Source organism: Nocardioides sp. R-C-SC26, assembly GCF_021246465.1.
Classification (GTDB): domain Bacteria; phylum Actinomycetota; class Actinomycetes; order Propionibacteriales; family Nocardioidaceae; genus Nocardioides.
In genome coordinates this window covers 88,756-115,015 of the sequence record NZ_JAHRHK010000003.1, presented here as the reverse complement: position 1 = coordinate 115,015, position 26,260 = coordinate 88,756, and the positions used below count along the sequence as shown (strand labels likewise).

General features: G+C 70.5%; 27 protein-coding genes and 1 pseudogene. 23 read left to right on the top strand and 5 right to left on the bottom strand.

The window, feature by feature from the left end:
• Positions 1-102: 102 nt before the first annotated feature.
• The 4 genes from pstC to KSO97_RS03920 all read left to right on the top strand — a co-directional run bounded on the left by pstC (position 103) and on the right by KSO97_RS03920 (position 4,357).
• On the top strand, positions 103-1,089 hold the full coding sequence (gene pstC, locus KSO97_RS03935) for a phosphate ABC transporter permease subunit PstC (RefSeq protein WP_232676628.1): 987 nt from the start codon (positions 103-105) through the stop codon (positions 1,087-1,089).
• Positions 1,086-2,153: a phosphate ABC transporter permease PstA gene (gene pstA, locus KSO97_RS03930; RefSeq protein ID WP_232676626.1), complete on the top strand. Its 1,068-nt coding sequence runs from the start codon at positions 1,086-1,088 to the stop codon at positions 2,151-2,153. The genes pstC and pstA overlap by 4 nt, the downstream gene beginning before the upstream one ends.
• A gap of 19 nt (positions 2,154-2,172) precedes the next feature.
• Entirely contained in the window at positions 2,173-2,952 is a 780-nt protein-coding gene (gene pstB / locus KSO97_RS03925; protein ID WP_232676625.1) for a phosphate ABC transporter ATP-binding protein PstB, read from the top strand.
• Positions 2,953-3,874: 922 nt separating this feature from the next.
• On the top strand, positions 3,875-4,357 hold the full coding sequence (locus KSO97_RS03920; RefSeq protein WP_232676623.1) for a hypothetical protein: 483 nt from the start codon (positions 3,875-3,877) through the stop codon (positions 4,355-4,357).
• 83 nt (positions 4,358-4,440) lie between these two features.
• Here the strand turns inward: KSO97_RS03920 and KSO97_RS03915 are convergent, their stop codons facing one another.
• Complete coding sequence (locus tag KSO97_RS03915; RefSeq protein WP_232676622.1) at positions 4,441-5,094, bottom strand: TetR/AcrR family transcriptional regulator; 654 nt, start codon at positions 5,092-5,094, stop codon at positions 4,441-4,443.
• Between the two features lie 143 nt (positions 5,095-5,237).
• Here KSO97_RS03915 and KSO97_RS03910 point away from each other — a divergent pair, with 143 nt between their 5' ends.
• The 4 genes from KSO97_RS03910 to KSO97_RS03895 all read left to right on the top strand — a co-directional run bounded on the left by KSO97_RS03910 (position 5,238) and on the right by KSO97_RS03895 (position 9,245).
• Positions 5,238-6,071: an SDR family oxidoreductase gene (locus KSO97_RS03910; RefSeq protein ID WP_232676621.1), complete on the top strand. Its 834-nt coding sequence runs from the start codon at positions 5,238-5,240 to the stop codon at positions 6,069-6,071.
• The gene (locus KSO97_RS03905) at positions 6,068-7,018 is read left to right on the top strand and encodes a ferritin-like domain-containing protein (RefSeq protein WP_232676620.1); all 951 of its coding nucleotides are present in this window, start codon (positions 6,068-6,070) and stop codon (positions 7,016-7,018) included. Before KSO97_RS03910 ends, KSO97_RS03905 begins: the two co-directional genes overlap by 4 nt.
• A gap of 113 nt (positions 7,019-7,131) precedes the next feature.
• Positions 7,132-7,698, top strand: a complete 567-nt coding sequence (locus KSO97_RS03900) for a hypothetical protein (RefSeq protein WP_232676619.1) — start codon at positions 7,132-7,134, stop codon at positions 7,696-7,698.
• Complete coding sequence (locus tag KSO97_RS03895; RefSeq protein ID WP_232676618.1) at positions 7,695-9,245, top strand: NAD(P)/FAD-dependent oxidoreductase; 1,551 nt, start codon at positions 7,695-7,697, stop codon at positions 9,243-9,245. The genes KSO97_RS03900 and KSO97_RS03895 overlap by 4 nt, the downstream gene beginning before the upstream one ends.
• Here the strand turns inward: KSO97_RS03895 and KSO97_RS03890 are convergent.
• A complete protein-coding gene (locus tag KSO97_RS03890; protein WP_232676617.1) occupies positions 9,167-10,147 on the bottom strand; it encodes an AraC family transcriptional regulator in 981 nt (326 codons plus the stop codon). The genes KSO97_RS03895 and KSO97_RS03890 overlap by 79 nt on opposite strands.
• A 49-nt stretch (positions 10,148-10,196) precedes the next feature.
• Here KSO97_RS03890 and KSO97_RS03885 point away from each other — a divergent pair, with 49 nt between their 5' ends.
• The 4 genes from KSO97_RS03885 to KSO97_RS03870 all read left to right on the top strand — a co-directional run bounded on the left by KSO97_RS03885 (position 10,197) and on the right by KSO97_RS03870 (position 13,771).
• Positions 10,197-11,672: an NAD(P)/FAD-dependent oxidoreductase gene (locus tag KSO97_RS03885; protein ID WP_232676616.1), complete on the top strand. Its 1,476-nt coding sequence runs from the start codon at positions 10,197-10,199 to the stop codon at positions 11,670-11,672.
• 206 nt (positions 11,673-11,878) lie between these two features.
• On the top strand, positions 11,879-12,355 hold the full coding sequence (locus tag KSO97_RS03880) for a hypothetical protein (RefSeq protein ID WP_232676615.1): 477 nt from the start codon (positions 11,879-11,881) through the stop codon (positions 12,353-12,355).
• The gene (locus KSO97_RS03875) at positions 12,352-12,963 is read left to right on the top strand and encodes a hypothetical protein (protein ID WP_232676613.1); all 612 of its coding nucleotides are present in this window, start codon (positions 12,352-12,354) and stop codon (positions 12,961-12,963) included. The genes KSO97_RS03880 and KSO97_RS03875 overlap by 4 nt, the downstream gene beginning before the upstream one ends.
• Positions 12,964-13,027: 64 nt before the next feature.
• Entirely contained in the window at positions 13,028-13,771 is a 744-nt protein-coding gene (locus KSO97_RS03870) for an SDR family NAD(P)-dependent oxidoreductase (protein WP_232676612.1), read from the top strand.
• Positions 13,772-13,790: 19 nt separating this feature from the next.
• Here KSO97_RS03870 and KSO97_RS03865 read toward each other — a convergent pair whose 3' ends face one another.
• On the bottom strand, positions 13,791-15,434 hold the full coding sequence (locus KSO97_RS03865) for a pilus assembly protein TadG-related protein (protein WP_232676611.1): 1,644 nt from the start codon (positions 15,432-15,434) through the stop codon (positions 13,791-13,793).
• 210 nt (positions 15,435-15,644) lie between these two features.
• Here KSO97_RS03865 and mshA point away from each other — a divergent pair.
• The 5 genes and pseudogenes from mshA to KSO97_RS03845 all read left to right on the top strand — a co-directional run.
• Positions 15,645-16,640: pseudogene (mshA, locus tag KSO97_RS03860) on the top strand (D-inositol-3-phosphate glycosyltransferase); the annotation flags it as partial.
• Positions 16,641-16,701: 61 nt separating this feature from the next.
• A complete protein-coding gene (locus KSO97_RS18180; protein WP_308188252.1) occupies positions 16,702-16,920 on the top strand; it encodes a hypothetical protein in 219 nt (72 codons plus the stop codon).
• Positions 16,921-17,044: 124 nt separating this feature from the next.
• Complete coding sequence (locus KSO97_RS03855) at positions 17,045-17,566, top strand: YbjN domain-containing protein (RefSeq protein ID WP_269781986.1); 522 nt, start codon at positions 17,045-17,047, stop codon at positions 17,564-17,566.
• Positions 17,567-17,700: 134 nt separating this feature from the next.
• Positions 17,701-18,144: a hypothetical protein gene (locus KSO97_RS03850; protein WP_232676609.1), complete on the top strand. Its 444-nt coding sequence runs from the start codon at positions 17,701-17,703 to the stop codon at positions 18,142-18,144.
• Between the two features lie 50 nt (positions 18,145-18,194).
• The gene (locus KSO97_RS03845; RefSeq protein ID WP_232676608.1) at positions 18,195-19,892 is read left to right on the top strand and encodes a DUF4012 domain-containing protein; all 1,698 of its coding nucleotides are present in this window, start codon (positions 18,195-18,197) and stop codon (positions 19,890-19,892) included.
• 22 nt (positions 19,893-19,914) lie between these two features.
• Here the strand turns inward: KSO97_RS03845 and KSO97_RS03840 are convergent, their stop codons facing one another.
• Both KSO97_RS03840 and KSO97_RS03835 read right to left on the bottom strand, forming a co-directional pair.
• Positions 19,915-21,600, bottom strand: coding sequence for a DUF4012 domain-containing protein (locus KSO97_RS03840; protein WP_232676606.1), 1,686 nt, complete (start codon positions 21,598-21,600; stop codon positions 19,915-19,917).
• A gap of 114 nt (positions 21,601-21,714) precedes the next feature.
• The gene (locus KSO97_RS03835; RefSeq protein ID WP_232676604.1) at positions 21,715-22,440 is read right to left on the bottom strand and encodes a response regulator transcription factor; all 726 of its coding nucleotides are present in this window, start codon (positions 22,438-22,440) and stop codon (positions 21,715-21,717) included.
• A gap of 120 nt (positions 22,441-22,560) precedes the next feature.
• Here KSO97_RS03835 and KSO97_RS03830 point away from each other — a divergent pair, with 120 nt between their 5' ends.
• From KSO97_RS03830 to KSO97_RS03805, 6 genes are all read left to right on the top strand, one after another.
• A complete protein-coding gene (locus KSO97_RS03830) occupies positions 22,561-22,830 on the top strand; it encodes a MoaD/ThiS family protein (RefSeq protein WP_232676602.1) in 270 nt (89 codons plus the stop codon).
• Positions 22,831-22,908: 78 nt separating this feature from the next.
• Positions 22,909-23,793: a hypothetical protein gene (locus KSO97_RS03825; RefSeq protein WP_232676600.1), complete on the top strand. Its 885-nt coding sequence runs from the start codon at positions 22,909-22,911 to the stop codon at positions 23,791-23,793.
• 64 nt (positions 23,794-23,857) lie between these two features.
• Positions 23,858-24,292 carry a thioredoxin family protein gene (locus KSO97_RS03820; protein ID WP_232676598.1) on the top strand — a complete coding sequence of 145 codons (435 nt, stop codon included), beginning with the start codon at positions 23,858-23,860 and terminating at the stop codon, positions 24,290-24,292.
• Positions 24,293-24,488: 196 nt separating this feature from the next.
• Positions 24,489-25,019, top strand: coding sequence for a DUF4395 domain-containing protein (locus KSO97_RS03815; protein ID WP_232676597.1), 531 nt, complete (start codon positions 24,489-24,491; stop codon positions 25,017-25,019).
• 22 nt (positions 25,020-25,041) lie between these two features.
• Positions 25,042-25,890: a sulfurtransferase gene (locus tag KSO97_RS03810; RefSeq protein ID WP_232676596.1), complete on the top strand. Its 849-nt coding sequence runs from the start codon at positions 25,042-25,044 to the stop codon at positions 25,888-25,890.
• Positions 25,890-26,186, top strand: a complete 297-nt coding sequence (locus KSO97_RS03805; protein WP_232676595.1) for a DUF1416 domain-containing protein — start codon at positions 25,890-25,892, stop codon at positions 26,184-26,186. The genes KSO97_RS03810 and KSO97_RS03805 overlap by 1 nt, the downstream gene beginning before the upstream one ends.
• Positions 26,187-26,260 lie beyond the last annotated feature (74 nt).

Genomic DNA, 26,260 nt, shown 5'->3' with positions numbered 1-26,260 from the left:
GGCCCCTGCGGTGGGGCGGCTCGCGATCCGAGCCGTCCCGCCGCAGACCGAGCAGCTCGTCACCACCCGCAGACCATCTCGTAGACAGCAGGAGCCACGGTCTTGGCCACCACGACCCCCGAGGACGTCGGGCCCGGCGCCCCCGACGACACCGCGCCCGACTGGAGCAACACACGCGCCGGCGTCGGCGACCGGGTGTTCCTCGGCATCTCCCGTGCTGCCGCCTTCACGATCCTCGTCGCGCTCGCGGGCGTCGGCGTCTTCCTGTTCGTCGAGGGGTTCGACGCCTTCAGCCTCGAGCCCGAGGCGTACGCCGAGGGCGGTGGGGCCTCGACCTTCCTGGGCTACGTCGGCCCGCTGGTGTTCGGCACCGCGCTCGCCGCCGTCGTCGCGCTGGTCATCGCCGTCCCCCTGGCGATCGGTATCGCCCTCTTCATCTCCCACTACGCGCCGAAGCGCCTGGCCGGTCCGATCGCCTACGTGATGGACCTGCTCGCCGCTGTGCCGAGCGTCGTCTACGGCCTCTGGGGCGGCAGCGCCCTGGCCGGCGCTCTCAAGCCCGTGATCGGGTGGTTGGGCGACAACCTCAACTGGATCCCCTTCTTCTCCGCCGAGAAGGTCGCGGTCAACGGCCGCACCATGCTGACGGCGGCCATCGTGCTCGCGGTGATGATCCTGCCGATCATCGCCGCGATCTGCCGTGAGGTGTTCACCCGCACGCCCCGGCTGCACGAGGAGGCTGCGCTCGCTCTCGGCGCGACCCGGTGGGAGACGATCCGATACGCGGTCTTCCCCTACGCGCGGTCGGGCATCGTCTCGGCTGTGATGCTCGGTCTGGGCCGGGCGCTCGGCGAGACCATGGCGGTCGCGATGGTGCTGCCGTCGAGCTTCCTGGTGACGCTCAGCCTGATCGGCGAGAGCAGCCCGCGCACCATCGCGGCCAACATCGCCTCCAACTACAAGGAGAGCACCCCGCAGATGCAGTCGCTGCTGATCGCGACCGGTCTGGTGCTCTTCGCCTTCACCTTCGCCGTCAACTTCCTGGCGCGTTGGATCGCCGGACGCTCTGAGAGGAGGCTCGCCCGATGAGCACCCTGCAGGCTCCGCAGGCGCCGGGGCCGTCCGCCCTCCACGCCTCGTTGGCCCGTCCGCGACTGCCCCGGTGGGCACCCGCCGGTCTCGGCTTGATCGTCATCGGGCTCGCAGCACTGCTGCTCGTCCTCGGCGTCGGCTTCGGCGGCTCGGTGGCACTCGGCGCGCTGACCTACCTCGTGCTGCTGCCGACCTGGTCCGCCGTGGTCGAGGGCAGCCGGGCGGCGGTCGACCGACTGGTCACCTCGCTGGTCTGGGGTGCCTTCGCCGTCGCGATGATCCCGTTGGTGTGGCTGCTGTGGACAGCGATCGACCGCGGCTCCTCGACGATCAACCTCGAGTTCCTCACCTTCGAGATGCGCAACGTCATCGGTGACATGCAGGGTGGCATCTACCACGCGCTGATCGGCACGCTGCTGGTCACGCTGACGGCCGCCGTCATCTCGGTGCCGATCGGGGTGTTCACCGCGATCTATGTCGTGGAGTACGGCAAGAAGAACCGCCTCTCGCGCCTGGTCACCTTCTTGGTCGACGTCATGACCGGCATCCCCTCGATCGTCGCGGGCCTGTTCGCGCTGGCGTTGTTCGTGCTGCTGGTCGACCCGGCGTACCGCTCCGGCTTCGCCGGCTCGGTGGCGCTGTCGCTGCTGATGATCCCGACCGTGGTCCGGTCGACCGAGGAGATGCTGCGGCTGGTGCCCGAGGACCTGCGCGAGGCCTCCTACGCCCTCGGTGTGCCGAAGTGGCGCACGATCACCAAGGTCGTCCTCCCGACGGCGTTCGGCGGCATCGTCACCGGAGTGGTCCTCGCGGTCTCACGCGTCATCGGAGAGACAGCGCCCCTGCTCATCGTCGCCGGCGTCGCAGACTCGGTGAACACCAACGTGTTCTCTGAGCGCATGCAGACGCTCCCGGTCTTCATCTACTACCAGTACGGCCTCGCGACCGACAAGGGACGGGCATACGCGTGGGGTGGAGCACTGGTGCTCATCCTGCTCGTCATGCTGCTCAATCTCGGTGCCCGCGTCATCGGCAGGATCTTCGCCCCCAAGAAGGGCTGAGAGGGAACAAGGAACAGACATGGCCAAGAGCATCGACGTCTCCGACCTGAACATCTACTACGGCGACTTCCTCGCCGTCGAGGGTGTGAACATGACGATCAAGGCGCGCTCGGTGACCGCCTTCATCGGTCCGTCGGGGTGCGGCAAGTCGACCTTCCTCCGTTCGCTCAACCGGATGCACGAGGTCATCCCGGGTGCGCGGGTCGAGGGCAAGATCGTCGTCGACGGACAGTCCCTCTACGACCCGGCGATCGACCCGGTCGCCGTCCGGCGGCAGATCGGCATGGTCTTCCAGCGCCCGAACCCGTTCCCGACGATGTCGATCTACGACAACGTGCTCGCGGGCAACCGGCTGAACTCCAAGCGCATGAAGAAGTCCGAGGCGGACTCCATCGTGGAAAAGTCGCTGCGGGGTGCGAATCTGTGGAACGAGGTGAAGGACAGGCTGGGCAAGCCCGGCATGGGTCTCTCCGGCGGTCAGCAGCAGCGTCTGTGCATCGCGCGCGCCATCGCCGTCGAGCCGCAGGTGCTGCTCATGGACGAGCCGTGCTCGGCGCTGGACCCGATCTCGACGTCGGCGATCGAGGACCTCATCCACGAGCTGAAATCGGAGTACACGATCGTGATCGTGACCCACAACATGCAGCAGGCCGCCCGGGTCTCCGACGACACCGGGTTCTTCAACCTCAAGGCCGCGGGGCAGCCGGGTCACCTGGTGGAGTTCAACGCCACCAAGAAGATGTTCTCCAACCCTGACGAGCCCTCCACCGAGGCCTACATCTCGGGTCGGTTCGGCTGATCGGCCGCCCCGCGCCTCGCCCTGACGCCCGTCGTGCCCGTGTGGGTCGGCGGACGTCGTCGCGCGCGGGTCGGGGGAGCGGTGAGTATGGGACGGATTCGACATCGCCAACCCTCCCGTGTCCACCGCTATCGGGAGTCGCTGACGCGCGGCGGTGAGTGAGGGACGTTGGGGCCCGCCGGAACCGCTCCAGACTCACCGGCCCCAGGGAAGCCCCGTAGCGCGTCTGGTGTCCGGGGGCGTCGTCGGTGCCACTTCGTCAGGACGCTGTCCACAGGCCACATGGCGCGCGCCCCATCCACATGGCGGAGCAGGCGGACGGCGATGCGGGCGCGCTGTCGTGTCCGCTGCCGTATGCGACCCATCCCGGACACGTTGCTGCGTCGTCCTTTCACTGTCAATCAGGCCGAGGCGGCGGGACTCCCTCGCCACATGCTGCGTGGCAGCCGTTTCGTCAGGCTGTACCCCAATGTGTGGTGTGTCAGCGGCGCTGAGCTCGCGCACGATGATCGGGTGGCCGCGGTGCGGCTCATTCTCCCCGAGGACGCGCGCCCGACGGGTCTCACGCGCGTACAACTCGCTGGCCTCGACTTCGGGCCGCGCATCCCCTTGCGTTTCGTCGTGGCGCGCGACCACCACCTCGACATCGAAGGAGTCTTCCTGCATCGCACGAGAGCGATGCCGCCGACCGACGCTGTCGGAGTCTCGCCGGCTGCTGCGTTCGTCGCGTTCTGCGCCCAGAGCACCGTGATACGGGCGATTGCGGCATCGGCATATGACACGGCTGGAAGTCGGCTCATTGGTCACCGAGACACCGTGGCGCCGGGGTGCCCACGAGGCCGGCTGGGTCCTCGAGTACCTCGATGACCGCGCCGATTCGCTCATCGAGTCCGAGGTGCGGTCTCTCTTGATCTTCAGCGGCATGGCGGCACCCGCGGTGAACGCACCCCTGGTGGTCGCTGGCCGCACCCTGCACGGCGACCTCGCGTATCCCGACGTGGGCACGATCATGGAGGTCGAGGGGCTGCAACACCAGACCGATCGCCACCACTACCTGAACTACCTCGAGCGGTACGCGGCGTTCCGGCGCGCCGGTCTTCAGTGTGTGCAGCTAACTCGCGAATCGTTGAGAACGCCCCGGCGAACCGTCGAACAGGTTCACCGAGCGCTCACCGAGTTCGGCTACGACGGTCCGGCGCCCGCGTTCGACGAGCGCTCACCGAGTTCGGCTACGACGGTCCGGCGCCCGCGTTCGACGAGCGGTGGGACCTGCTCTGGTCGCGGACGACGTACGCGGCCGGCCCACGTCGTCATGGCGCTGCAGGGTGGTGAGTCTGGGACGTTCTTCGACCCGCGGAACGTTCCAGACTCACCAGCCCCGGCCCGCGCGCCGGGGTGGCGGTGACACTGGAGCGGTTCTGCCGTCGGCGACCGTCTCAGACTCACCGCTCACCGCCCGCCGCGGTGTCCGACAGCCCGGTGGTCCGACTAGGGCCAGGGTGTGACGAAGCGGGGAGCGAGATCGTCGCCGATGCGCACGGCGTGGGCGTAGAGCTCGTCGCGGGTCAGGTCGAGGGCGCCGGAGCGCCAGGCGAGCACGATCTCCACGAACCCTCCGATACCGGCGAGGGTGTGCACCCGCAGCGCCTTGACGTCGGCGCCCTCGCGCAGGTGGGTGCTGGCGAGGAGCACGAACATCTCGGTCACCTGCTGGATCGTGCTGCGACGCCGTGACTCCAGGACCTCGCTCCCCGCGTGGTCGCCGAAGAGGATCAGGGCGGACGGCGGGTCGTCTGCCACGACGCGGGTGATCGCGCCGATCGCCGCGTACATCTGTTCTGACGGCGACGCGCCCGCGGCGGTGACGGCGGAGGCGAGATGCGTGACGACGTCGTCACGCACGCGATCCCAGACGACGCCGAGGAGCGCGTCGCGGTCCTCGAAGCTCTCGTAGAAGTAGCGGTCGGTGAGCCGGGCGCGCGAGCACACCCCCCGCATGGTGACCGCGGCCCAGCCCTGCTCCTGCCAGATCGTGGTCGCCGCGTCGATCAGCACCTCGCGACGTTCCCGGCGGCGTTCGTCAGCCGTCTTTCCGCCGTAGCGGCGCGCGGGAGAGGCCGTCGTCGCAGCGGATCGATTCACCCGAGCATCTTGACGGCACCCGCCCTCAGAATGCAATGTGACGGCATGCGCCACCAGATCGACGCGTGCTCGCGCCGTCGCCCCAGTTGCCGAGGCACCGACGACGAGCCGGTGTGTGCGGGCCGTCGGCGGGAGGCCGCCTGATGGCACGACGACGCACCGATCGCGCCCGGGCCGTCGTCACCGGGGCGGGCAGCGGCATCGGCCGGGCGCCCGCCGTCGAGCTCGGACGCCGCGGGGGGCACGTGGTGTGTGCCGACCTCGACGACGTCAGCGCGAAGGAGACCGTCGGCCTCGTCGAGCGGAGCGGTGGTCGGGCGATCTCGGTGCCCACCGATGTCGCCGACCTCGACGACGTCACCCACCTGGCTGCCCGAGCGACCGAGTGGTTCGAGGAGCCACCCACCCTGGTGTGCAACAACGCCGGCATCGGTGCGGGTGGACGCCGGGTCGGCGACACCTCGATCGAGTCGTGGCAGCGCACCATCGACGTGAACCTGTGGGGGGTGATCCACGGGTGCCACGTGTTCGCGCCGCTGCTACGTGATGCCGGCCGGGGCGGCGTGATCAACGTGGCCTCGGCCGCCGGGTTCAGCGCGGCACCGCTCATGGCCGCCTACAACGTCAGCAAGGCCGGAGTGATGAGCCTCTCGGAGACGTTGGCGGCCGAGTTCTCCGGCACCTCGCTCGCGGTGACGGTGCTGTGCCCGACCTTCGTGCGCACCAACATCTTCGACGGCGAGCTGATCGAGGACTCCGCCCAGAGGATGGCCCGACGGGTGGCCGGCATCGCCAGCTTCTCGGCCGAGCGGGTCGCCCGGACGACGCTCGATGCCCACGACAAGGGCCGGCTCTACGTCGTCCCTCAGCCCGACGCCCAACTGATCTGGCGCACCAAGCGCCTGCTGCCCGCCCCGTACACCCGCGTCGCCGGCCTCCTCGGTCGCGTCGCCCCCACCGAGGAGTCATCCCGATGACCAGCACCACGAGCGCGGCCACCTACGACTTCGACGCGATGCTGCAGACGATCAAGGACAAGCAGTGGTCGCTGGCCGACATCGACTGGGAGGCGCCCGGCGCCGAGCTGATGACTCCGGACCTTCGCGCGAAGATGAAGCCGTTCCTGGCGGACCTGGTGTGGATCGAGCACGTGGGCGCTCGCGGCTTCGCCTCGTTGGCCACCAAAGCGCCGACATCGACGATCGCCGAGATCTACCGCTACTTCCATGCCGAGGAGCAGAAGCACGCGAACGCCGAGCTCGCGCTGATGAAGCGCTGGGGCATGCTCGACGAGGACGGCAGCGTCCCCGAGCCCAACATCAACGTCAAGATGGCGATCAAGACCCTCGACGACTTCGGCGACAGCCTGCCCCTGACCGGTCTGGCCACGCTGATCCCGCTGCTCGAGTGCGCCCTGGACGGCGCGCTGGTGAAGTTCCTGCTCGACGAGGTACCGGACCCGGTCTGTCACGAGGTCTTCCGGCACATCAACTCCGACGAGGCGCGCCACATCGCCGTCGACTTCCAGGTGCTGGAGCTGATCGGCGCCGGACCGCTCCACAAGCTGCTCATCGAGAGCATCGGCAATCTGAAGCCGCAGGTCGTACTCGGACTGATCGTCGTCTTCGTCCCGCTCATCAACAAGATGCGTGACAACATCGTCGCGATGGGCCTGCCGGAGCAGAAGCTCTACAACGCGGTGAAGCGGTTCGGCACGATCGGTGGACGCGGGGTCCACACCGCACGTATCCCCGCCTATCACGTGCTCAAGGCTCAGGCGGCGATGATCATCGACCGCACCCACCCCTATCACCGCTTCCTGGCCGATCCGCTGGTCAAGGTCACGTCGTTCGTGCCGGCCCGCGTCCTCGGCAAGCCCCAGTCATGGACCGAGGAGCTCACCCACGAACCGGTCGCCTCGTGAGCGGCGCACCCACGACCCCCGCGCCGTCGGGAGCCTCCGGGTCCAGGAGCCGCGACTCGCGTCGCACGACACCCCGCGCGGCGACGGCGTCCAGGGTCGGGTTCGCCGGTCCCGTGCTGCGCGACGACGCGTGGCGCGGCCGCGATTTCAGCGGTCAGCGGGTGGCGGTGATCGGTCCCGGTGACGAGGTGGCACGCATCGTGCCGTCCGTGATCGCGACGGCCGCGCGGGTGAAGGTCTTCCAGGAGGAGGCGCGCTGGCTCCGCCCGCCCGGGCCTCCCGCGGGTTCACTCGGAGGTTCCGTCGCGCGGCTGGTGACGACGCCGATCGGGCAGGTCGCGGACCTGCTGGGCGTGGCCGGCCCGGTCGATCGCCTCGTCGGTGAGCGGCTCTCGCGGCGTCACCTGCGGCGCAGCGTGGACGACGCGTGGACCCGGCGCCTGCTGACGCCGCATCGCCGTTTCGGCGCGCGCGGCACCAGCGTCGAGCGCGACTACTACCGCGCCCTGGCCGACGAGCGCTGCGTCCTGGTGGCGTGGCCCGTCTACGCCCTCGTGACTGACGGCGTCCGCTCGGCCGAGGGCGTGGAGCATCGGGTCGACGTCGTGGTCGTCACCGCCGGCTCGCGTCTGCGTGCGACCCTTCAGGACACCGACCGATCCGAGGAGCAGAGCCGATGACACCGGGCGAGACCTTCGTGGACGTGGCGATCATCGGGGGCGGCTTCTCCGGTATCGGCGCTGCGATCCTGCTCGACCGGGCCGGCTTCGACGACTACCTCGTGCTGGAGGCCGGTGACGGCCTCGGGGGAGCCTGGCACTGGAACACCTACCCCGGTGTCGGCGTCGACATCCCTTCCTTCTCCTACCAGTTCTCCTTCGAGCAGACCACGCGATGGTCGCGGGTCTACGCGCCGGGCCGGGAGCTCAAGGCCTATGCGGAGCACTGCGTGGACAAGTACGACGTCCGTCGTCGGGTCCGCCTCGGGGCCAGAGTCGTGTCCGCCCGGTTCGTCGAGTCCGAGGACCGGTGGCACCTCGAGCTCCATGGTGGCGACGTGGTGCGGGCTCGCTTCGTGGTGTCGGCGACCGGTGTGCTGACGCAGCCGAAGCTGCCCGACATCGCCGGCGTCGATTCCTTCGCAGGCGTCACCATGCACACCGCCCGCTGGGATCACGACGTCGCGCTCGCCGGGAAGCGGGTCGGCGTCGTGGGCACCGGGGCCTCCGCGGTGCAGGTGATCCCCACGATCGCTCCTCGGGTCGAGCAGTTGACGGTGTTCCAACGCACCCCGATCTGGTGCCTGCCCAAGCCGGACGTCGCCCTGCCGAGTCTCGCGCGAGCGGGGCTCCGGGCGGTTCCCGGGGCGAAGTTCGCCGCGCGGCTGGCCAGCCAGACGTTCGTCGAGGCGACCTTCCCCATCGCAGCGCACTTCCACGGCCTGCTCCCGACTGCGTCGGCGGGCGAGCGCATCGGGCGCGCCTACCTGCGTCGTGCCGTCCACGATCCGGTCGTCCGGGAGCGACTCACGCCGGCCTACTCCCTGGGATGCAAGCGGCCGAGCTTCTCCAACGCCTACCTGCCGGCGTTCAACCTGCCCCAGGTGCATCTGGAGACGCACGGCATCGCCGAGATCACGCCGTCCGGGGTGCGCACGGCCGACGGCGAGCACCACGACCTCGACGTCCTCGTGCTGGCCACGGGCTTCAAGGTGTTCGAGCGCGGCAACCTGCCCTCGTTCCAGGTCGTAGGGCGCGACGGTCGCGATCTCGAGGAGTGGTGGATGCGGGAGCGGTTCCAGGCCTACCAGGGGATCAGCGTGCCGGGATTCCCGAACCTGTTCTCGATCCTGGGGCCTTACGGGTACAACGGCTCGTCGTACTTCAACCTCATCGAGACCCAGATGACCCACATCACCCGGCTGCTCCGCCAGGCGCGACGCCGTGACGCCGCGCGGGTGGAGGTGACGCCCGAGGCCAACTCCGCCTACCACCGCAAGATGCTCGGACGCCGCAAGCACCAGGTCTTCTTCCAGGGCCAGTGCGGCGGCGCGAACAGCTATTACTTCGACGAGCACGGCGACGTGCCGTTCCGCGCTTCGCCGACGCTCGAGACGATGTGGGAGGCGGCCCGGTTCCCGCTGAGCGACTACACCTTCGAGGGATCGGTGGAGCCGAGCGCGTCGACGTCGACCGCGCGTGGCGAGCGTCCGGTCCAGCGCCGGTAGGCGTGGATGAAGCTCGCCGACTCGGCATAGCCCAGCCGGACGGCGATGTCGCCCACGGTGAGCGCCCCGATGGCGAGAAATTCTTCCGCGAGGGAGGAGCGGACCTCGTCGAGCAGCTCGCGATAGCTGGTCCCGGCCTCCGCCAGGCGACGGCGCAGCGTGCGCTCACTCCAGCCCGACTCGGCGGCGACCAGGCCGGCCGGGGCGCCGACGGCGAGATGGCGGGTGATCCCCGCCCGCACCGTCTGCGCGGCCCCGGTGCGGGACCGCCGACGTGAGACGGCGTCGAGGCAGGCCGCCTCGCATCGCGCGCGCGCCGCGGGATCCGATCGCGGCATGGGTGCCGCGAGCCAGGCGGCGCCGAAGGTGATCGACCGCCCTGTCCGGTCGATCGCCAGCTCGACGACGCCGCCGGTGCTCTCGTCGATGAGTCGCGCGATCGCGCTGAGGTCCCGGTCGGCGAGCAGGTGCGCCAGGTGGTCGGGGAGCCCGGACGGGACCGGAACCACGAGGCGCACCCGGTCGCCGTCCAGAGTCGGCTCGGGCGTCGCGAAGGCGAAGCTCAGATCGAGGAACCGCAGGCCGACGTCGATCGCCTCCTGAAGGGTGCGGCTGGTGGAGATCGCGAAGCCGAGCACCCCGTAGGTGCTCAGCCCGTAGTGCGCCCCGAGCTCGAAGCCGGAGACGCGCGGTCCTCCGAGGTCGACCAGGCGCTGGACGACCTGGAGCTCGCTCCGTGCCGGGATCTCCGTCGTGCCCTCGGTGACGTCGGACGGCGTCAGGGCGCTGGTCGGAAGCAGGCGCTCCGGTGCGATACCCAGAACGGCGGCGTAGCCGAGCAGCGGGACGAGTCCGCCGGCGCGGCGCGGGTGGTCCCATACCGCACGGGTCGTGGCCGCCATGGCCGGAATTATCAATCATGCCCGGCTCATCTCGGCCTACGGTCGTGGCATGTCGACTGGAGGACGTCTGCGCGTGGTCGTGATCGGTGCCGGGTTCGGCGGCCTCGGTGCCGCCGTCGCTCTGCGTCGTGGCGGGATCACCGAGGTCACCGTGCTCGAGCGTGCCGACGACGTCGGCGGCGTCTGGCGGGAGAACACCTACCCCGGCGCTGCGTGCGACGTGCCGAGCGCGCTGTACTCCTGGAGCTGGGCGCCGAACCCCGACTGGCCCCGTCGCTACAGCCCCCAGGCCGACATCCTCGGCTACATCGAGCGCGTCGCTCGCGAGACCGGCATCCGCGACAGCGTCATCACCGGCACCAGCGTCACCGCGCTGCGCTACGACGACGCCACCCACGTGTGGACCGTCACCGCCGAGGGACCTGACGGCGTCCGCACCTACGAGGCCGAGCTCGTCGTCAGTGCGGTCGGCCAGCTCTCCGCGCCTGTCGTGCCGAGCCTGCCGGGGCGCGAGGCTTTCGCCGGGCCGGCGTTCCACTCCGCCGAGTGGCGCCACGACGTCGACCTGCGCGGACGTCGCGTCGCCGTCGTCGGTACCGGGGCCAGCGCGATCCAGTTCGTTCCCGGTATCGCCGACGACGCCGCCCACATCACGGTGTTCCAGCGCTCGGCGCCCTACGTGATACCCAAGCCTGACGGACCCCGCGTCAGGGTGCAGCGTGCTGCTCTGCGTCGGATCCCGGGCCTCCAACGTCTCGAGCGACGCGCGGTCTTCTGGCTCACCGAGCAGATGAACCGCGCCTTGACCGAGGAGACCTGGCTCAAGGGCCTCATCCACCGGTGGTGGCGGATGCACCTGCGCCGCACCATCGCCGATCCCGCGCTGCGTGACGCGCTGCAGCCGGACTACGAGCTCGGCTGCAAGCGGGTGCTCTTCTCCAACACCTGGTACCGCACGCTGGCCCGCGACCACGTCGATGTCGTCACCGATGACGTCGCCGCCCTCGAGGCCGACGGTGTGCGCACCCGCGACGGCGTGCTGCACGAGGCCGACGTGGTGATCTGGGGCACGGGTTTCGCGGCCACCGACTTCCTGCGAGGGATCGACGTCACCGGCCGTGACGGCGCCCGGTTGGCCGATGTCTGGGCCGACGGCGCGTTCGCGCACCTCGGCGTCAGCGTGCCGGGCTTCCCCGGCCTCGCCGTCGTCTACGGCCCCAACACCAACCTGGGTGGCAGTTCGATCATCGGCATGATGGAGGCCCAGAGCGCCTATGTCGTCCAGCTCGCGCAGGCGATGACGCAGGGCCGGATCGTCAGCCCGGAGGTGAGGGCCGACGTCGCCGCCGCGTACGACCGCGAGATGCAGGAGCGACTCGGCACGAGCGTCTGGGCACGCTGCGACAGCTGGTACCGCACGGCGTCGGGCCGGGTGAGCACGAACTGGCCGGGCATGGTGGCGGAGTACCAGCGCCGGTTGTCGCAGCTGGACCTCGGCGACTTCGTCGATGCGGCCGCGTCGTAGTCCGGTGGGGCGGTGACCTGCTGAGGGTCGGGGTGGGCGGTGAGGTACTGAGTGATCGCGGGAGGTCATTCCTCTGCAGGTCACCGCCCCGGCGGGCGGCAGGGTGAGGAACCTCTGTAGGTCACCGCTCCGCCGCCCAGCCGACCCGCGCGCCTCGCCGACGACGGCATTCAGGCGACGTGCGGATGGCGGCATAGGCTCTCCGGGTGATCCGAGTCCTTCAAGCGCTCCTCGTCGCGGCGGCGATCGCCCTGGGGGTCACGGCGGTCTCGTTGCGTGCCGACGAGGCGGTCGAGAAGCCGCAGGTGTCGGCCGACGCGCCGTTGGACGCCGCGCAGCACGCCGTCGAGACCTTCTTCGGGCTGGCTCCCGGTCGGGCGCGTCGTGGCATGGCCACGCTGAAGGAGATCAGCACGGAGACCTTCGCTGCGGACTTCCGTGCTCAGCGCCAACGGCTGCTCCGCGAGCTCAACGACCGACGCCTCGTGCTCGTCGTCAAGGTGCCTGACACCGGTGCCGCGGTCGAGTTCCTCACGCCCGACCAGGCGTGGGTGCTCGTCGCCGCGGACGTCGTCAGCACCAGTGCGGAGGGCACGTCGGCGACGACGAAGTACCGGGTCCGGGTGCAGCTGAAGCACGAGGACGAGGAGTGGCTGGTCGCGGGGATGGAGCAGATCGCATGAGGTTCCTGGGTCGAGCACTCACCCCGATGCTGGCGCTCGTCGTCGTCGCTCTCTCGGCGCTCGTGTGGCGCCTCAGCGACGGCGCCGGCAAGCCCGCCCCCTCCGCGTCGCTGCCCGGGGTGACCGAGGACGGCTACCGCGTCGGGACCCTCGCCGACGACCCAGATGACGTCACCCCCCGCGACGACCGCGCTGCGGTGCAGGCTGCGGTCGACGCCGTCGTCCCGGTCTTGACCTTCGAGCCCGAAGCGCTGGACGAGAACCTCGCCGAGGCGACGTCGTGGATGACCGAGTCGTTCGCCGCGAAGTACAGCAAGGCCTTCGGATCGACCGTGCGACCGATGGCCACCGACAAGGACGCCTCTGCCACGGCTGTCGTGCTCGGGGCCGGCATCCTCGGAGCCGCAACGGACGGCGGAGAGGCTGAGGGCGAGGATGACGCCGGCACCGTCCGCGTCCTCGTCTTCGCCGACCAGACGGTCACCTCGACCGCGGGTGTGGTCGGTGGCGAGGCCCGACCTGCGCCGACCGAGGGTCAGCTCCGGTTGGTGCTCACCATGACGCGCGTCGCGGGCGACTGGAAGGTCGACGGACTGGTCGCCCTCTGACGTGATCGCGCCTGTCGACCCGACCCGTCGACGCATCGTGCGCGGACACGAGGAGGATGGGCCCATGACTCAGGAGCGGATCGCGGTCGTCACGGGTGCGAGCAGCGGCATCGGCGAGGCGACAGCGCGGCACCTGGCCGGTGCCGGATTCCACGTGATCTGCGCGGCCCGGCGTCGTGAGCGGATCGAGGCCCTGGCCGCCGAGATCGGTGGAACGGCGATCGCCTGCGACGTCACCAGCCCCGACGACGTCGCCGCGCTCGCCGAGGCGGCCGGCCCCCGGCTCCATGCCTTGGTGAACAACGCGGGAGGAGCGATCGGCCTGGAGCCGATCGCCGATGCCGGCCCGGCCCAGTGGCGGGAGATGTACGACGTCAACGTGGTCGGGCTCCTGCAGGTCACCCAGGCGGGGGTGCCTGCCCTGATCGCCAGCGAGGACGGCGTGATCTGCAATGTCGGCTCCATCGCGGGCCGGACGCCGTACGAGGGCGGGGCGGGTTACGTGGCGGCCAAGCACGGCACCCGTGCGGTCACCGAGACGCTTCGACTGGAGCTGTGGGACCAGCCCGTGCGGATCTGTGAGATCGCGCCCGGGATGGTGGCGACGGAGGAGTTCTCCCTGGTGCGGTTCGGCGGGGACGCTGAGCGCGCGGCCGCCGTCTATGCGGGCGTGGCCGAACCGCTGGTCGCCGACGACATCGCCGACGCGATCACCTGGGTGGTCACGCGCCCGCGGCACGTGAACATCGACACCATGGTGATCAAGCCACGGGCCCAGGCGGCGCCGCACAAGGTGCATCGCGCCTGAGTGCTGCCGGACGGGTGGTTCAGCCGACGAGCTTCGGGATTCCGCAGTCGACGGGTGCCGTGGCGTAGTAGTCGGCGCCGGCGACGTTGACGCCGAGCAGGTCGAGCAGCGGGCTCAGCAGGTAGCGGTCGAGCGTGGCGATCAGCGGGTTCAGCACGAGGGTCAGCAGCGGACTGATGATCCCGTCGGTGATCTGACCGAGCGGGAGGCCGAGGGCGCGCAGTCCGCTGGTGTCGACCGCGAGCGTCGGGACGCCCAGCGTGTGCTGGCCGGTCTCGACGACGTCGCCCTTGCCCGAGTCGGGGACGGGCAGCGAGATCACGGCGTCCGGGCTCGAACGCTGGGTGCTGACGTCGATGGGCACGTCGAGGAGGGTCACGCCGCCGAAGAGCGCGGGCAGCAGCACGAGCCTGGCCTGCAGGGCGATGTCGATGTCGAGGAGGCCGTTGGCTGCCAGCACCGAGACGCGTCGGCTCGTCGGAGTGCACTCCAGTGCGGTGATCGTGCCCTCGGCGGCGGCGAGCTTGATCTCGAGGCGGATGGGACTGGTGAGGGAGAGCAGGCCCAGGTCGAGGTTCACGAGCCGCCCGCTGAGCACGACCCGCACCTGCGATGCCTCGGCACGCGTGCCCACGGGTCCGCAGGTGAGGATCGGCTTCTGACCGATGTGCAGGCTGATGTCGAGGTTGGTGATCCCGAGATCGACGCCGAGCCCGGGGACGCTGACGACGTTGGTGCCGTTGGCGATGAACGCTGCGCCGGTGACCAGATCCAGCAGGTTCACTCGCGCCCCGAGCGCCTCGGCGCCGGCGGTATCGATCTCCACCAGTTCGCCGAGCGTGAGATCCAGGTGCGGGAGATCCAGCTGTGCGAGGTCCTCCAGGAGCCCGACCTCGGCGGTGCGGCCGGACTCCCGCTCCAGGGCCTTGGCCGTGAGCAGGTAGAAGTCGGCCAGGCCGAGGGAGGTGTCGAGCAGCTCGTCGAAGCTGGCGACCCCGGCGTCGGCGCCGACGAGACCGAGCAGGTCGATGCTGGTCGAGGCGAGCCCGTCGATGTCGAGGACGTCGAGCCGCACGTCGGTACCCAGCACGCCGAGGAGGCCGCCGAGCAGCCAGCTGTCGCCGAGGTTGGCGCGCACCGAGAACGTGCCGACCGAGAAGCACCCGAACGGGCGCGCCGACGCGATCGCCGTCCGGCTCGAGCTGCCGCTGTCGCCGTGGAAGGCGAAGTCGACGACGCCGCTCGCCGTCACGCGGACGGCTGTCGGCACCTGGCCCGGTGCGATGGTGCTGAAGGCGCCATGCTGGTCGACGCGCCCCAGCTCGTAGTCGACGTCGAGGTCCCGGCCCAGCACGGTGGCGTCGTTGCGCTCCACCGAGAGGTCGCGTTGGCGGTCGAACTCGGTGCGCAGTGTCGCCGAGCGGGGAGTGCCGTCGAGGAGGCGAGCCAGGTCGAGGGAGACGACGTCCGCCACGGACTGCAGGTCACGCCTCAGCACCCGCTGCATCCCGAGATCGACGGTGAACCCCGCGATCACCACGAGCGCCGTCATGACGGCTGCCGCCACCAGCGCGATCGCGCCGGCGTCGTCGCGTGCGCCGGGGCGGACGCGGGTCGATCGGCGAGCGCCCGCGGGCATCGAGGAGCCGTTGGTGCCGGACACGTCCACTCCTGCGAGAAAATGCACGTGACCGAGCCGTGCGAGATCAGGGAGCAGGACGCCGGGGGACGTCGTGTGCACCCTACACATGCCGGCCGGTGCCCGCCCAGACCACGGCGACCACCCGGGTGATGCCGCCGGGAATCAGGCACCTGGCAGGGTGGTTGTGTGCACGTGAGCCAGACCGAGGGGGAGCAGCCGCGTCGCGTCGCGATGATCAGCCTGCACACCTCCCCTCTCGACCAGCCGGGCACCGGCGACGCCGGCGGCTTGAACGTCTACGTCGTCGAGCTGGCCCGGCGCCTGGCACGCCAGGGCGTCGAGGTCGACGTGTTTACGCGTGCCACGAGCTCGCGGCTGGCGCCCGTCGTCCCTCTCGACGACGGTGTGATCGTGCGGCACGTGGCCGCCGGGCCGTTCGAGGGGCTGACCAAGCAGGAGCTGCCCGGACAGTTGTGCATGTTCGCGCGTGAGGTGCTGCGCACCGAGGCTGCGCAGCCGCACGGCTACTACGACGTCGTCCACTCCCACTACTGGCTCTCGGGTCAGGTCGGGGCGTTGGCGCGTGATCGGTGGGGTGTGCCGTTGGTGCACAGCATGCACACCATGGCGAAGGTCAAGAACGAGGCGCTCGCCGCCGGCGACACCCCCGAGCCACGGGTGCGGGTGATCGGTGAGCAGCAGGTGGTCGAGGCCGCTGACGTCCTCGTCGCGAACACCGACGTCGAGGCCAAGCAGCTCATCAATCTCTACGACGCCGACCCGGGCCGGGTCGAGGTCGTGCACCCCGGCGTCGACCTGGACCGGTTCCGGCCGAGCCCGGTCGACGTCGCGCGGGCGCGGCTGATGCTGCCGCAGGACGCCTTCGTCGTGCTGTTCGCGGGTCGGGTGCAGCCGCTCAAGGCCCCCGACGTCCTCGTGCGAGCGACGGCCGTGCTCGTCGAGCGGCACCCCGAGCTGCGAGGTCGCCTCGTGGTCCCCGTCGTCGGCGGCCCCTCGGGCAGCGGTCTGGAGCAACCGACGGCGCTGGTCGAGCTGGCGCACCGGCTCGGCGTCGCCGACGTCGTCCGGTTCGTGCCTCCGGTGAGCCAGACCGAACTGGCCCAGTGGTACGCGGCTGCCTCGGTGGTCGCGGTGCCCTCCTACAACGAGTCGTTCGGCCTGGTCGCCGTCGAGGCCCAGGCGTGCGGCACCCCGGTCGTCGCGGCGGGCGGGGGCGGGGGCCCCCCCGCCGGGGGGGGCGGCGCCCCCGGGCGGGCTCCCGACGGCGGTGCGCGACGGCGCCAGCGGACTGCTGATCGACTCTCACGACCCGACGATCTGGGCCGACACGCTCGCCCGACTCGCGCACGACCCGGTCGAGCTGGATCGGCTCGCGGGCGGCGCCCTGCGCCAGGCCCAGGCGTTCTCCTGGGACGTCGCCGCGCGCCAGATGATCGACGTCTACCGCCGCGCGCGCATCCCGACGACCGGGGCCCTCCGTGGCTGAGGAACGGTCGGTGGTCGAGGAGTCCGCCTCCGAGCGCGACCCGTCGGTGGTTGAGGAGTCCGCCCCCTCGTTCCTCGGAGGCGGACACCTCAACCANGGAGACCCGGTCATCGAGCTTGTCGAGATGCCGGTCTCGACAAGCTCGACCGCCGGTGTCATCCGCGCCTGGCTCGAGGAGAACGAGCTCGAGTACACCGAGGACGGCGCCCTCTTCTCCTTCGCCCTCCCGGGCGAGCGCAAGTTGTCGACGCCCGTGCGCCTCGACGTCGGTGCCCACGCCCTCGGCGTCCACGCCTTCGTGTGCCGGCAGCCCGATGAGAACCACGAGGGCGTCTACCGCTGGCTCCTGCAACGCAACCTGCGGCTCTACGGCGTCGCGTTCGCGATCGACCACGCGGGTGACATCTACCTCGACGGGCGGCTCCCGCTCGCGATCGTCACGACCGACGAGCTCGACCGGCTGATGGGCGCCCTCCTGAGCACCGCCGACGAGTCGTTCAACCACATCCTCGAACTCGGGTTCGCGTCCTCGATCCGCAAGGAGTGGGAATGGCGCAAGCTGCGCGGGGAGCCGACGGCGAATCTCGAGGCGTTCCGCGGTTGGCTGGAGAGCGACGGTGGCGGCGGATCGGACGAGGGTCGCTGACCCCTGCTCGCGGCTCTCGGGGTCTCCGGACCGCCTGCAGAACGAGCGGCTCCACCCGAAAGCACCCGTGACCACCAGGAATGTGGTCGAATACGGTTCTATCTGACAACTGTCAACTGCGTGACGTTTTCGACATGGGGAGAACGATGAAGAAGTACCTGGCTGCCATCCTGACCGCGCTGGCGATGACCGCCGGCCTGCTGGTCGGTGCAAGTGCACCTTCGTCGGCGGCGTGCCCGTACGTCGGATGTGCCCGGACGACCACGACCTTCCAGGCTCCGGCGAAGGTCGCCCGCGGCAACGCGCCGGTGGTCAAGGCGCGTGTGCGTACCCAGGGCAACGCCGTTCCCAAGGGTGTCTTCAAGGTGATCGCGCGCGGCACCAAGGGCAATGCCAAGGGCACCCGCGTCACGCGCATCGTGAAGGTGAACAAGAACGGTCGCGCCACCATCGCGCTCCCGAAGAACCTCAAGCTCGGCCGTTACAGCCTGGTGGTCCGGTACGTGAAGCAGGAGAACAGCGCCTTCAAGAGCTCGGGGTCGAAGAAGGCGCCGCTCCGGGTCGTCCGCCGGAAGTGAGTCGGCGCGACCCCGCGTCCTCTCGGCGCCGTCCGCGTCGTCGTCGGCTGGTGCGGAGGGTCCTGGGCGCCGCGTCGGTGCTGATCGTGGCCGGCGCGCTGTACAGCGTCTGGAACGGGTTCCAGACCGCGCGTGACCTCCGTGCCGCGCAGGACGCCGTGCTCGACGTCAACCGCGCGATCGGCGATGGTGATGCAGCCGAGCGCAATCGCGCGCTCATCCGGCTCGAAGCCGCCGCCAGCGACGCCAAGGGGCGCACCGACGGGCCGCTCTGGGGTGCGTTGACCATCCTGCCGTTCGTCGGCGACGACGCCGCGGGCGTCCGGGCGCTCAGCGCGAGCCTGGACCAGGTGGCCGCCGCAGGCGGCGACTTCGCTGCCGCGATGGACGAGCTCGAGCAGATGCCGGTGGCAGGCGGGGTCGACATCGGAGCTGTGCGTCGCTCCCAGGAGCCGGTCCGACGTGTGAGCGAGGCCTTCGCGCGTGCCGACGACCTGATCGAGGCTGAGCCCAGCGACGGATTCATCGGTGCCTTCCGCACTCCCTACGACGACTACGCCGAGCTCATCGCGAGCTTGACCCGCGCCTTCTCGGCCGCCGACTCCGCCAGCCGGGTGCTGCCCGACATGCTCGGCGCCGAGGGCCCGCGCACCTATCTCCTGGCCGCTCAGAACAATGCCGAGACCCGTGCCACCGGTGGCCTTCCCGGTTCGTGGTCCCAGGTCCGCGCCGACCGGGGCCAGCTTCGCATCGTGCGCCAGGGCGCCGGCACGGACTTCCCCGCGCTCGACGACCCCGTGATCCCGTTGAGCGCCGACGAGACCACCGTCTTCGGCCCCGAGCTCGGGCGGTTCTTCATCGACGCCAACTTCGTCCCCCACGTACCGCGGGTCGCGGAGCTGATGGCGGCCCACTGGGCGCGGGCGTTTCCCCAGGAACCGCTCGACGGCGTCGTCCTGATGGACTCGGTCTCGCTCTCCTACATCCTCGGCGCGGTCGGGCCGGTCAACGTCCGCGGCGTGCCGGTGACCGAGGACAACGTTGTGCCCGGCCTGCTCAACGAGGTCTACAAGGTCGTCTTGGACACCGACGAGCAGGACGAGATCTTCGAGGAGGTCGTCAAGGCGACCTTCGACGAGATCACGCAGGGCGTCCAGCAGCCGCAGAAGTTCCTCTCCGCGCTCGACCGCTCGGTGCTCGAGCGACGGCTGGCCATCGCCCCGTTCGTCCAGAGCGACATCGCCGAGCTCGCCGAGCTCGACGTGCTCGGCGACTGGACGACTCCACGCGCGGGGGATCGGATGTACCTCACGATCGACGACGCGACCGGCTCGAAGATGTCGTTCTACCTGCGGTACCTGGTCGAGGCCGAACGCTCCTGCACCGACGGCGAGTCGACCGTCGCCGGAGTGCTGCGCCTGCGTCAGACGGAGAGTTCCCAGCAGCTGGCGAACCTGCCCCCCTACCTGACCGGCGGCGGTGCCTACGGCATCGATCCCGGAACCGAGATGGTCGTGGCCCGGCTCTACGGAACGCCGGGCATGTCGTTCGCCGACGTCGCGGTCGACGGCGAGCCCCTCGACGTCGTGGTCGACGAGCTCGACGGCCGCCCGGTGGTCTCCCTGGTGCTGCTCGTCTCGGGCGAGGACTACCTGAACGTGACCTTCACCGCCCGTGGCGACACCACGGGGATCGCGGTCACGCCGTCGATCCTCGACGGCAGTCGCGACGTCGAGCTCGCCTGCTGAGTACACCTCGTCCGATCAGGCCCTAGGGGCAGACGACCGGCACCCGGCGCACCCCGGTGACCGGCACAACGCCGGGCGTGGTGTGCACCGCCAGCTCGCGCGCGTCGTCCGACGGCGCGGACAACCTGACGGCGACCGTCGTCGCGGTCGCTCCCGCCGCGACGCCGACGCGTACGGCAGGACGCCCGCCGACGTCGATCACGTCGGTCTCCACGGGTGCGCCGTCCACCCGGACGGCGTCGATGCGCGAGCCCGGCGGGCCGAACACCCGCACGGTGAGGGGCAGCAGCGCATCCGGATCCGGCTCTCCGGGAACGGGCCGGCGCAGCACCGTGAGTGTCGCCTCCAGGTCGGTGAGCTCCCCGCAAGCGACCGTGGTGACGGCGGACTCCCAACGCAGACCGAACGAGCTGGGGGAATCGGTCTCGGCGTCGACCGTCAGGTCGACGCGCGGTAGGTCACCGACCTCCGCGGTGCCGCCGAGCAGGCCGGTTCCCTCCAGAGCCCGACGGGCACCGTCGGCGAACGGCACGACGTGGGCGCGCCCCTGAGCGGCACCGTCGACGAGGGCATCGAGGGTGTCGCCTGCCCCGGCGTGCTGCACCAGCTGCTCGAGGACGGCGACGGCGGCGCGCTGCAGGAAGGCGGCCCGTTCGGCCGGCGACTGCTGGTAGGCAGCGCCCAGGAGCAGTTCCTGGGCGGCGTTGGCCCCGGTCAGCGTCACGTCGGGGGTGACGGTGACCGGAGGCAGGCCGCGCAGGAGGTAGCCCAGCGCCACGGTGTCGAGCGTGATGACGCCGTCGAGTGGCACCGGCGCGCCCGCGGCGTCCCACTGCGCCCGCAGGATCTCGGCCATCCGCGGGACGTCGGGCGTCATCGTCGCGTCCAGCACGTCGCGCGCCAGTGACGGTCCGTAGAGCGCCCGCTCTGCCGGGGTGAGGCGCAGGACCGGCCGCGTGCGGGTCGGATAGTCCGCGTCGGTGCCGTGGGCGGTGACGTCCCACTGCCCCTCATCGCTCTGCAGCAGGGCCCAGGCCTGAGGGGTACCGCCGGTCGCGCGCGCCTCCGCATTGTTCTGCAGGACGACGAGGTAGTGCTGCGGCCGGGTCTCGCCCAGCGCGCCGGGCAGCGTGGCGAGGACGTCGCGCGCGCGGTCGACGAGAGCGTCGAGGTCGGCGAGCTGGTCGACGTAGTCCTGGTAGGGACGGCGCACCCGGTCCATCAGCCCGCCGGCGTCGATCGGGGCCACCGGAGCCGAGGCGGCCGTCAGGGCCGTAGCAGCGTGATCGACGGTGCCCGAGATCTCCTCGAGGACGGCCAGGTCGACTCCGCCGCCGGCGAGGAGACCGTCGGCGCGCTCGACGGCGTCGAGCAGGGCGGGCCCGGCGCGGCGTGCCAGCAGGTCGAGGGACGTCGCGACGCCCTGTACCGCCCGGGCGTCGTCACCGAGGAAGGGGACATGGGTCAGCGGAGCCCAGCGCAACCCGCTGGTGCGGTCGTGCGCGGAGCCCGCGGCACCCTGGAGTCGGTCGAGCGCGCCGTCGCGAGCATCCGCGTCGTTCTCCCGGAGGGCGTCGCGCAGATCGCCCACGGCGGCCTGGGCGTCGCGGAGGTCGTCGGCGGCCCGCTGGGCGTTGAGGCCGAGGAGGATCACCACCGCAGCCAGGGTCGCCGCCGCCAGGAGGAGGGTCCGGCGGCGGGGCGGCATCCCTCTATCGTGACCGATCGCCGTGCTCGGTCTGTCACCGCCGTCCGGCGCGTTCGCCCGGGAGGGCGTCGCGAGCGCCCGAGAAGACCCGCGGCAGCCGAGCAGGCTCGGCGGTCAGCGCACGCTGAGCTGGGCGTCGTCGGCCGCGGCGTCCTTCTCCTTGGCTGGGAGCACGAACCGGTAGCCGACATTGCGGACGGTGCCGATCAGGGTCTCGTTCTCGGGCCCGAGCTTGGCGCGCAGTCGGCGCACGTGGACGTCGACGGTGCGGGTTCCGCCGAAGTAGTCGTAGCCCCAGACCTCCTGGAGCAGCTGCTGGCGGCTGAACACCCGGCCGGGGTGCTGGGCCAGGAACTTCAGCAGCTCGAACTCCTTGAACGTGAGGTCGAGCGGGCGCGCACCGATCTTGGCGGTGTAGGTGGCCTCGTCGACGACCACGTCGCCGGAGCGGATCACGTGCGCATCGGGGTCTGCCGCCGAGCGCGCCGCCGTCACCCGGCCGATCGCCAGCTTCAGGCGAGCCTCGAGCTCGGCGGGACCACAGGTGTGCAGCACGACGTCGTCCATGCCCCAGTCGTGAGTGACCACGGACAGACCGCCCTCGGTCACCACGAGCAGGACCGGGATCTCCGAGCCGGTCGTGCGGATCAGGCGGCACAGGTCGCGGGCGCCCGCGAGGTCCTGGCGACCGTCGACGAGGAGGAGGTCGGAATCGGGGGCCTCGAGCAGCGCGCTTCCCTCGGCGGGCAGGATCTTCACCTGATGACCGAGCAGAGCCAGCGAGGGCAGGACCTCGACGGAGGACTGCAAGGAGCTGGTGAGCAGCAGCAGAGCGCTCATGGATGGGTCTCCTCCCGGGGAACTGGGCGAGACCGCAGCACGTCGTCGGGCTCCGGCCGGTTAACTACTCATGCAGGATAGGGAAACGTGGGCGATACACACAGCGTTTGTCACGATTCTGTGACCGAGACCATCCTGGTTCGTTACTGGGCGTCGGTGCGTGCGGCGGCGGGGCTGGACGAGGAGACCCTGTCGGTCTCCGGCTCCACGACGCTCGCCGACGTGATCGCCCGACTGTGGCTGTTGCACCCGGATCGGCGCTTCACCGACGCCCTCGGCTGCTGCTCGGTGCTCGTGGGGGACCGGCCGGTCAACACCGAGGAACCCGAGGACGTCGTGATCCTCGCGGGATCGACCATCGAGTTCCTGCCTCCCTTCGCCGGCGGCTGAGCCCGTCCGGGCCGTACCCGTCAGTAGCACTCACCGGTAGCCGGAACGCCTCCGATCTCACCAGTAAGGTGCCGCTTCATGGCCTCCCCGACACCTGTCCAGCGCGCAGTCATGGCGCTGCGGCGATGGACTCCGATGTTCCTCGTTCCCCTCGTCGTGCGTTTCCGTGCGTTCCGTGACTGGCGCAACCCCGAGCGCCGCCGGCTTGCACGGGAGCAGATGGACTTCGTGATCGGCGAGCTGCGTCCCGAAGCCGACCTGGACGCCGTCGCCAAGCGGTTCGTCGAGCGCAACGCCTGGCGCGGCGAGCTCCGCTGGCACCCGGCGCCCCTCGCGACGCAGGAGGTCCGGGGCATCGAGCACCTCCGCGACCGCGATCCCGAGCGCGGATGCGTGCTGATCTTCATGCACCACGGCCAGTACGACGGGTTGGCGGCGTCCGTCGCCCGCGCCGGCGGCGGCATGGAGGTGCACGGGATCGTGCACCCGCGCATGATGCGCGAGGACGCTCCGACGTGGATGAAGCAGCACTTCAAGGTGTTGGCCGGCGGTGGCACGATGCACAGCACCGACATCGGCTCCGACGGCATCACCCAGCTCGTGCTGGAGAAGAAGATCGTGGGTCTCGCGCTCGACGTCCCCGGCCGCAGCGCCACCCGGTTCCTGGGGCGCGACGTCATCGGCAGCAGCGGTGCCATCCACCTCGCGCGCGGCACCAACAGCCCGCTCGTCGTCGCCACGTCCTCGCCGGGCCCGACCTGGTCGAGCATGCCGGTGGTCACGATCCACCCGCCCCTGGAGCCGGCCGACTACGAGACGGCCGACGACCTGCGCGCCGCCGCGCTGAAGATCCAGGAGGACGCGTTCCTGGCCTGGCCCGAAGGCGCCGACTGGCCGCGGACGCGCTGGACCCGGCTCGACGAGGGCGGTCAGCCTCTGCCGGAGGAGAAGCCCAGCTTCTGACCGTGCGACGCCCACGAGCGAGACCGGCCGGGAACATCTGCGGTCGCGCTCGGGTTCACCCGAGGTGACCGGTCTCCTGGTGCTCGTGGGTGTCGCGCTCTTCGTGGCCGTCGTCGCGTGGCGTCGCTCGCGCACCGACGGTCGGGTCGCGCAGCGATCCGGCACGGCGCCGGCGGGGGGGGCGGCGGCGGTGGGCGTCCTCGACGGCACCCCCTGGGCGGGCGCGCTCGGCGATCGGGCGACCCTGGTGCAGTTCTCCTCGGCCTTCTGCGCTCCGTGCCGCGCGACGCGGGTGGTGCTGGCCGACGTCGCGGCCGAGGCCGACGGCGTCGTCCACCTCGAGATCGACGCCGAGCAGCACCTCGACGTCGTCCGCGCGCTCAAGGTGCTGCGCACGCCGACCACGTTGGTACTCGATCGGGACGGCGTGGAGCGCGGTCGGGCGACGGGGGCGCCGTCACGTGACCAGGTGAAACACTCATTGAGTCTCATCAAATGAGACTGCCGTCCATGATGTGGACAACGATGCGGCGATCCGACCTCGCCTTCCCTACTGTGGTGCTCGTGTCGACGACCATGCTGACCAAGCGCCGCGCAGTGGATCACTGCCGCACGCGCTCGGCCCTGTGTCGCTGAACCCTCGTTAACTAGATCTATTTAGTAAACTTTGGGCACTGCCCATCCGAGGAGTTCACATGTCCACCCCGTCTGTCGCGGGTATCGACCCGCGTGGGCCGCGGTTCACCGCGGCCGTGACATCAGCCGTCCTGGCCGCGGTACTGCTGCTCGCACCGCGGCCAGCTGCGGTCGTGCTGCTCGCCGTCCAGACAGGCCTGTTCGCCTGGGGGGCGGCTCTGGGAGTCCAGCGCACACCGCTGGCCTGGCTGTTCCGGACGGTCGTCCGGCCCCGGCTCGACGGTCCTGCCGTGCTCGAGCACCCCACGCCGCCGCGCTTCGCCCAGGTCGTCGGCCTCGCGTTCGCGGTGGTGGGCCTGGTCGGCTTCTCCATCGGCGCAGACGCTCTCGGATTCGTCGCGGTCGGCATGGCGCTGGCCGCGGCGCTGCTCAATGCGGTCACGGGCTTCTGCCTGGGCTGCGAGATGTACCTGCTGGCGTTGCGTCTGCGGCGCCGTCACCCACCGGCGGTCGCGTCTGCTCAGACGCCCGCCACCGCGACGAGCACGACCGGCGATCCGGCCGAGCACGTCCAGACCACCGTCAGCTGACACCAACCCGAAAGGCATCACCATGTCCCGCGAGAACGCACTCGTCTCGACCCAGTGGGTCGAGGAGAACCTCGACACCCCCGGCATCGTCCTGGTCGAGGTGGACGAGGACACCACGGCCTACGACAAGGGCCACATCAAGGGCGCCATCAAGCTCGACTGGACCACCGACCTCCAGGACCAGGTCCGCCGCGACTTCGTGAGCAAGGAGCAGTTCGAGGCGCTCCTGAGTGCCAAGGGCGTCTCCAACGACGACACCGTCGTGCTCTACGGCGGGAACAACAACTGGTTCGCGGCCTACGCCTACTGGTACTTCACCCTCTACGGCCACGCCGACGTCAAGCTCATGGACGGCGGCCGCAAGAAGTGGGAGCTGGACTCTCGCGAGCTGACCGACGAGCTGCCCGAGCGCGCGGCGACGTCGTACACCGCCACCGAGCAGGACCGTTCGATCCGTGCCTTCCGTGACGACGCTGTCGCGGCGATCGGCGTGTCGAACCTGATCGACGTGCGGAGCCCCGACGAGTACGCCGGTCGCCTGCTCGCCCCGGCCCACCTGCCGCAGGAGCAGTCCCAGCGCGCCGGCCACGTCCCGACCTCGCTGAACGTGCCGTGGAGCAAGAACTGCAACGACGACGGCACCTTCAAGTCCGACGACGACCTCAAGGCGCTCTACGCCGAGGCCGGCATCGACGACTCCAAGGACACCATCGCCCTGTGCCGCATCGGTGAGCGCTCCTCGCTGACCTGGTTCGTGCTCAAGGAGCTCCTGGGCCACCAGAGCGTGAAGAACTACGACGGCTCGTGGACCGAGTACGGCTCCCTCGTCGGCGTCCCGATCGCGCTCGGCGACGAGCCCGGTGACGCCTGATGTGTGGGGCAACCGAGGGCGGCCTCTCGCTCGACGGCGTCAACGTCGCCAAGGAGGCGATCATCCAGGGCCAGGTGCTGCGTGACGGCGAGCCCGTCGGCAACGCCTACGTGCGCCTGCTCGACCGCACCGGCGAGTTCACCGCCGAGGTCCCGACGTCCGCGTCCGGCCACTTCCGGTTCTTCGCCGGCGAGGGCGACTGGACCCTGCGCACTCTGGCGCCGAAGGCCGACCCGGTCGACCGCGCGGTGAGGGCCAGCGTGGGCAGCATCGCCGAGGTCAGCATCGCTGTCTGACCTGTCTGACTCAGCGCTCGACGGTGACATCGGCAGAACGACGAAGGCCCCCTCCCGATCGGGAGGGGGCCTTC

What these genes read in the sequence shown, in the direction of transcription:
- KSO97_RS03810 (WP_232676596.1), top strand. Translation starts at nt 25,042, where the DNA reads ATGTCCCGCGAGAACGCACTCGTCTCGACCCAGTGGGTCGAGGAGAAC.
- KSO97_RS03870 (WP_232676612.1), top strand. Translation starts at nt 13,028, where the DNA reads ATGACTCAGGAGCGGATCGCGGTCGTCACGGGTGCGAGCAGCGGCATC.
- KSO97_RS03905 (WP_232676620.1), top strand. Translation starts at nt 6,068, where the DNA reads ATGACCAGCACCACGAGCGCGGCCACCTACGACTTCGACGCGATGCTG.
- KSO97_RS03895 (WP_232676618.1), top strand. Translation starts at nt 7,695, where the DNA reads ATGACACCGGGCGAGACCTTCGTGGACGTGGCGATCATCGGGGGCGGC.
- KSO97_RS03910 (WP_232676621.1), top strand. Translation starts at nt 5,238, where the DNA reads ATGGCACGACGACGCACCGATCGCGCCCGGGCCGTCGTCACCGGGGCG.
- KSO97_RS03805 (WP_232676595.1), top strand. Translation starts at nt 25,890, where the DNA reads ATGTGTGGGGCAACCGAGGGCGGCCTCTCGCTCGACGGCGTCAACGTC.
- pstB (WP_232676625.1), top strand. Translation starts at nt 2,173, where the DNA reads ATGGCCAAGAGCATCGACGTCTCCGACCTGAACATCTACTACGGCGAC.
- KSO97_RS03825 (WP_232676600.1), top strand. Translation starts at nt 22,909, where the DNA reads ATGGCCTCCCCGACACCTGTCCAGCGCGCAGTCATGGCGCTGCGGCGA.
- KSO97_RS03835 (WP_232676604.1), bottom strand. Translation starts at nt 22,440, where the DNA reads ATGAGCGCTCTGCTGCTGCTCACCAGCTCCTTGCAGTCCTCCGTCGAG.
- KSO97_RS03920 (WP_232676623.1), top strand. Translation starts at nt 3,875, where the DNA reads ATGGCGGCACCCGCGGTGAACGCACCCCTGGTGGTCGCTGGCCGCACC.
- KSO97_RS03885 (WP_232676616.1), top strand. Translation starts at nt 10,197, where the DNA reads ATGTCGACTGGAGGACGTCTGCGCGTGGTCGTGATCGGTGCCGGGTTC.
- KSO97_RS03890 (WP_232676617.1), bottom strand. Translation starts at nt 10,147, where the DNA reads ATGGCGGCCACGACCCGTGCGGTATGGGACCACCCGCGCCGCGCCGGC.
- KSO97_RS03855 (WP_269781986.1), top strand. Translation starts at nt 17,045, where the DNA reads ATGCCGGTCTCGACAAGCTCGACCGCCGGTGTCATCCGCGCCTGGCTC.
- KSO97_RS03875 (WP_232676613.1), top strand. Translation starts at nt 12,352, where the DNA reads ATGAGGTTCCTGGGTCGAGCACTCACCCCGATGCTGGCGCTCGTCGTC.
- KSO97_RS03850 (WP_232676609.1), top strand. Translation starts at nt 17,701, where the DNA reads ATGGGGAGAACGATGAAGAAGTACCTGGCTGCCATCCTGACCGCGCTG.
- KSO97_RS03815 (WP_232676597.1), top strand. Translation starts at nt 24,489, where the DNA reads ATGTCCACCCCGTCTGTCGCGGGTATCGACCCGCGTGGGCCGCGGTTC.
- pstA (WP_232676626.1), top strand. Translation starts at nt 1,086, where the DNA reads ATGAGCACCCTGCAGGCTCCGCAGGCGCCGGGGCCGTCCGCCCTCCAC.
- KSO97_RS03840 (WP_232676606.1), bottom strand. Translation starts at nt 21,600, where the DNA reads ATGCCGCCCCGCCGCCGGACCCTCCTCCTGGCGGCGGCGACCCTGGCT.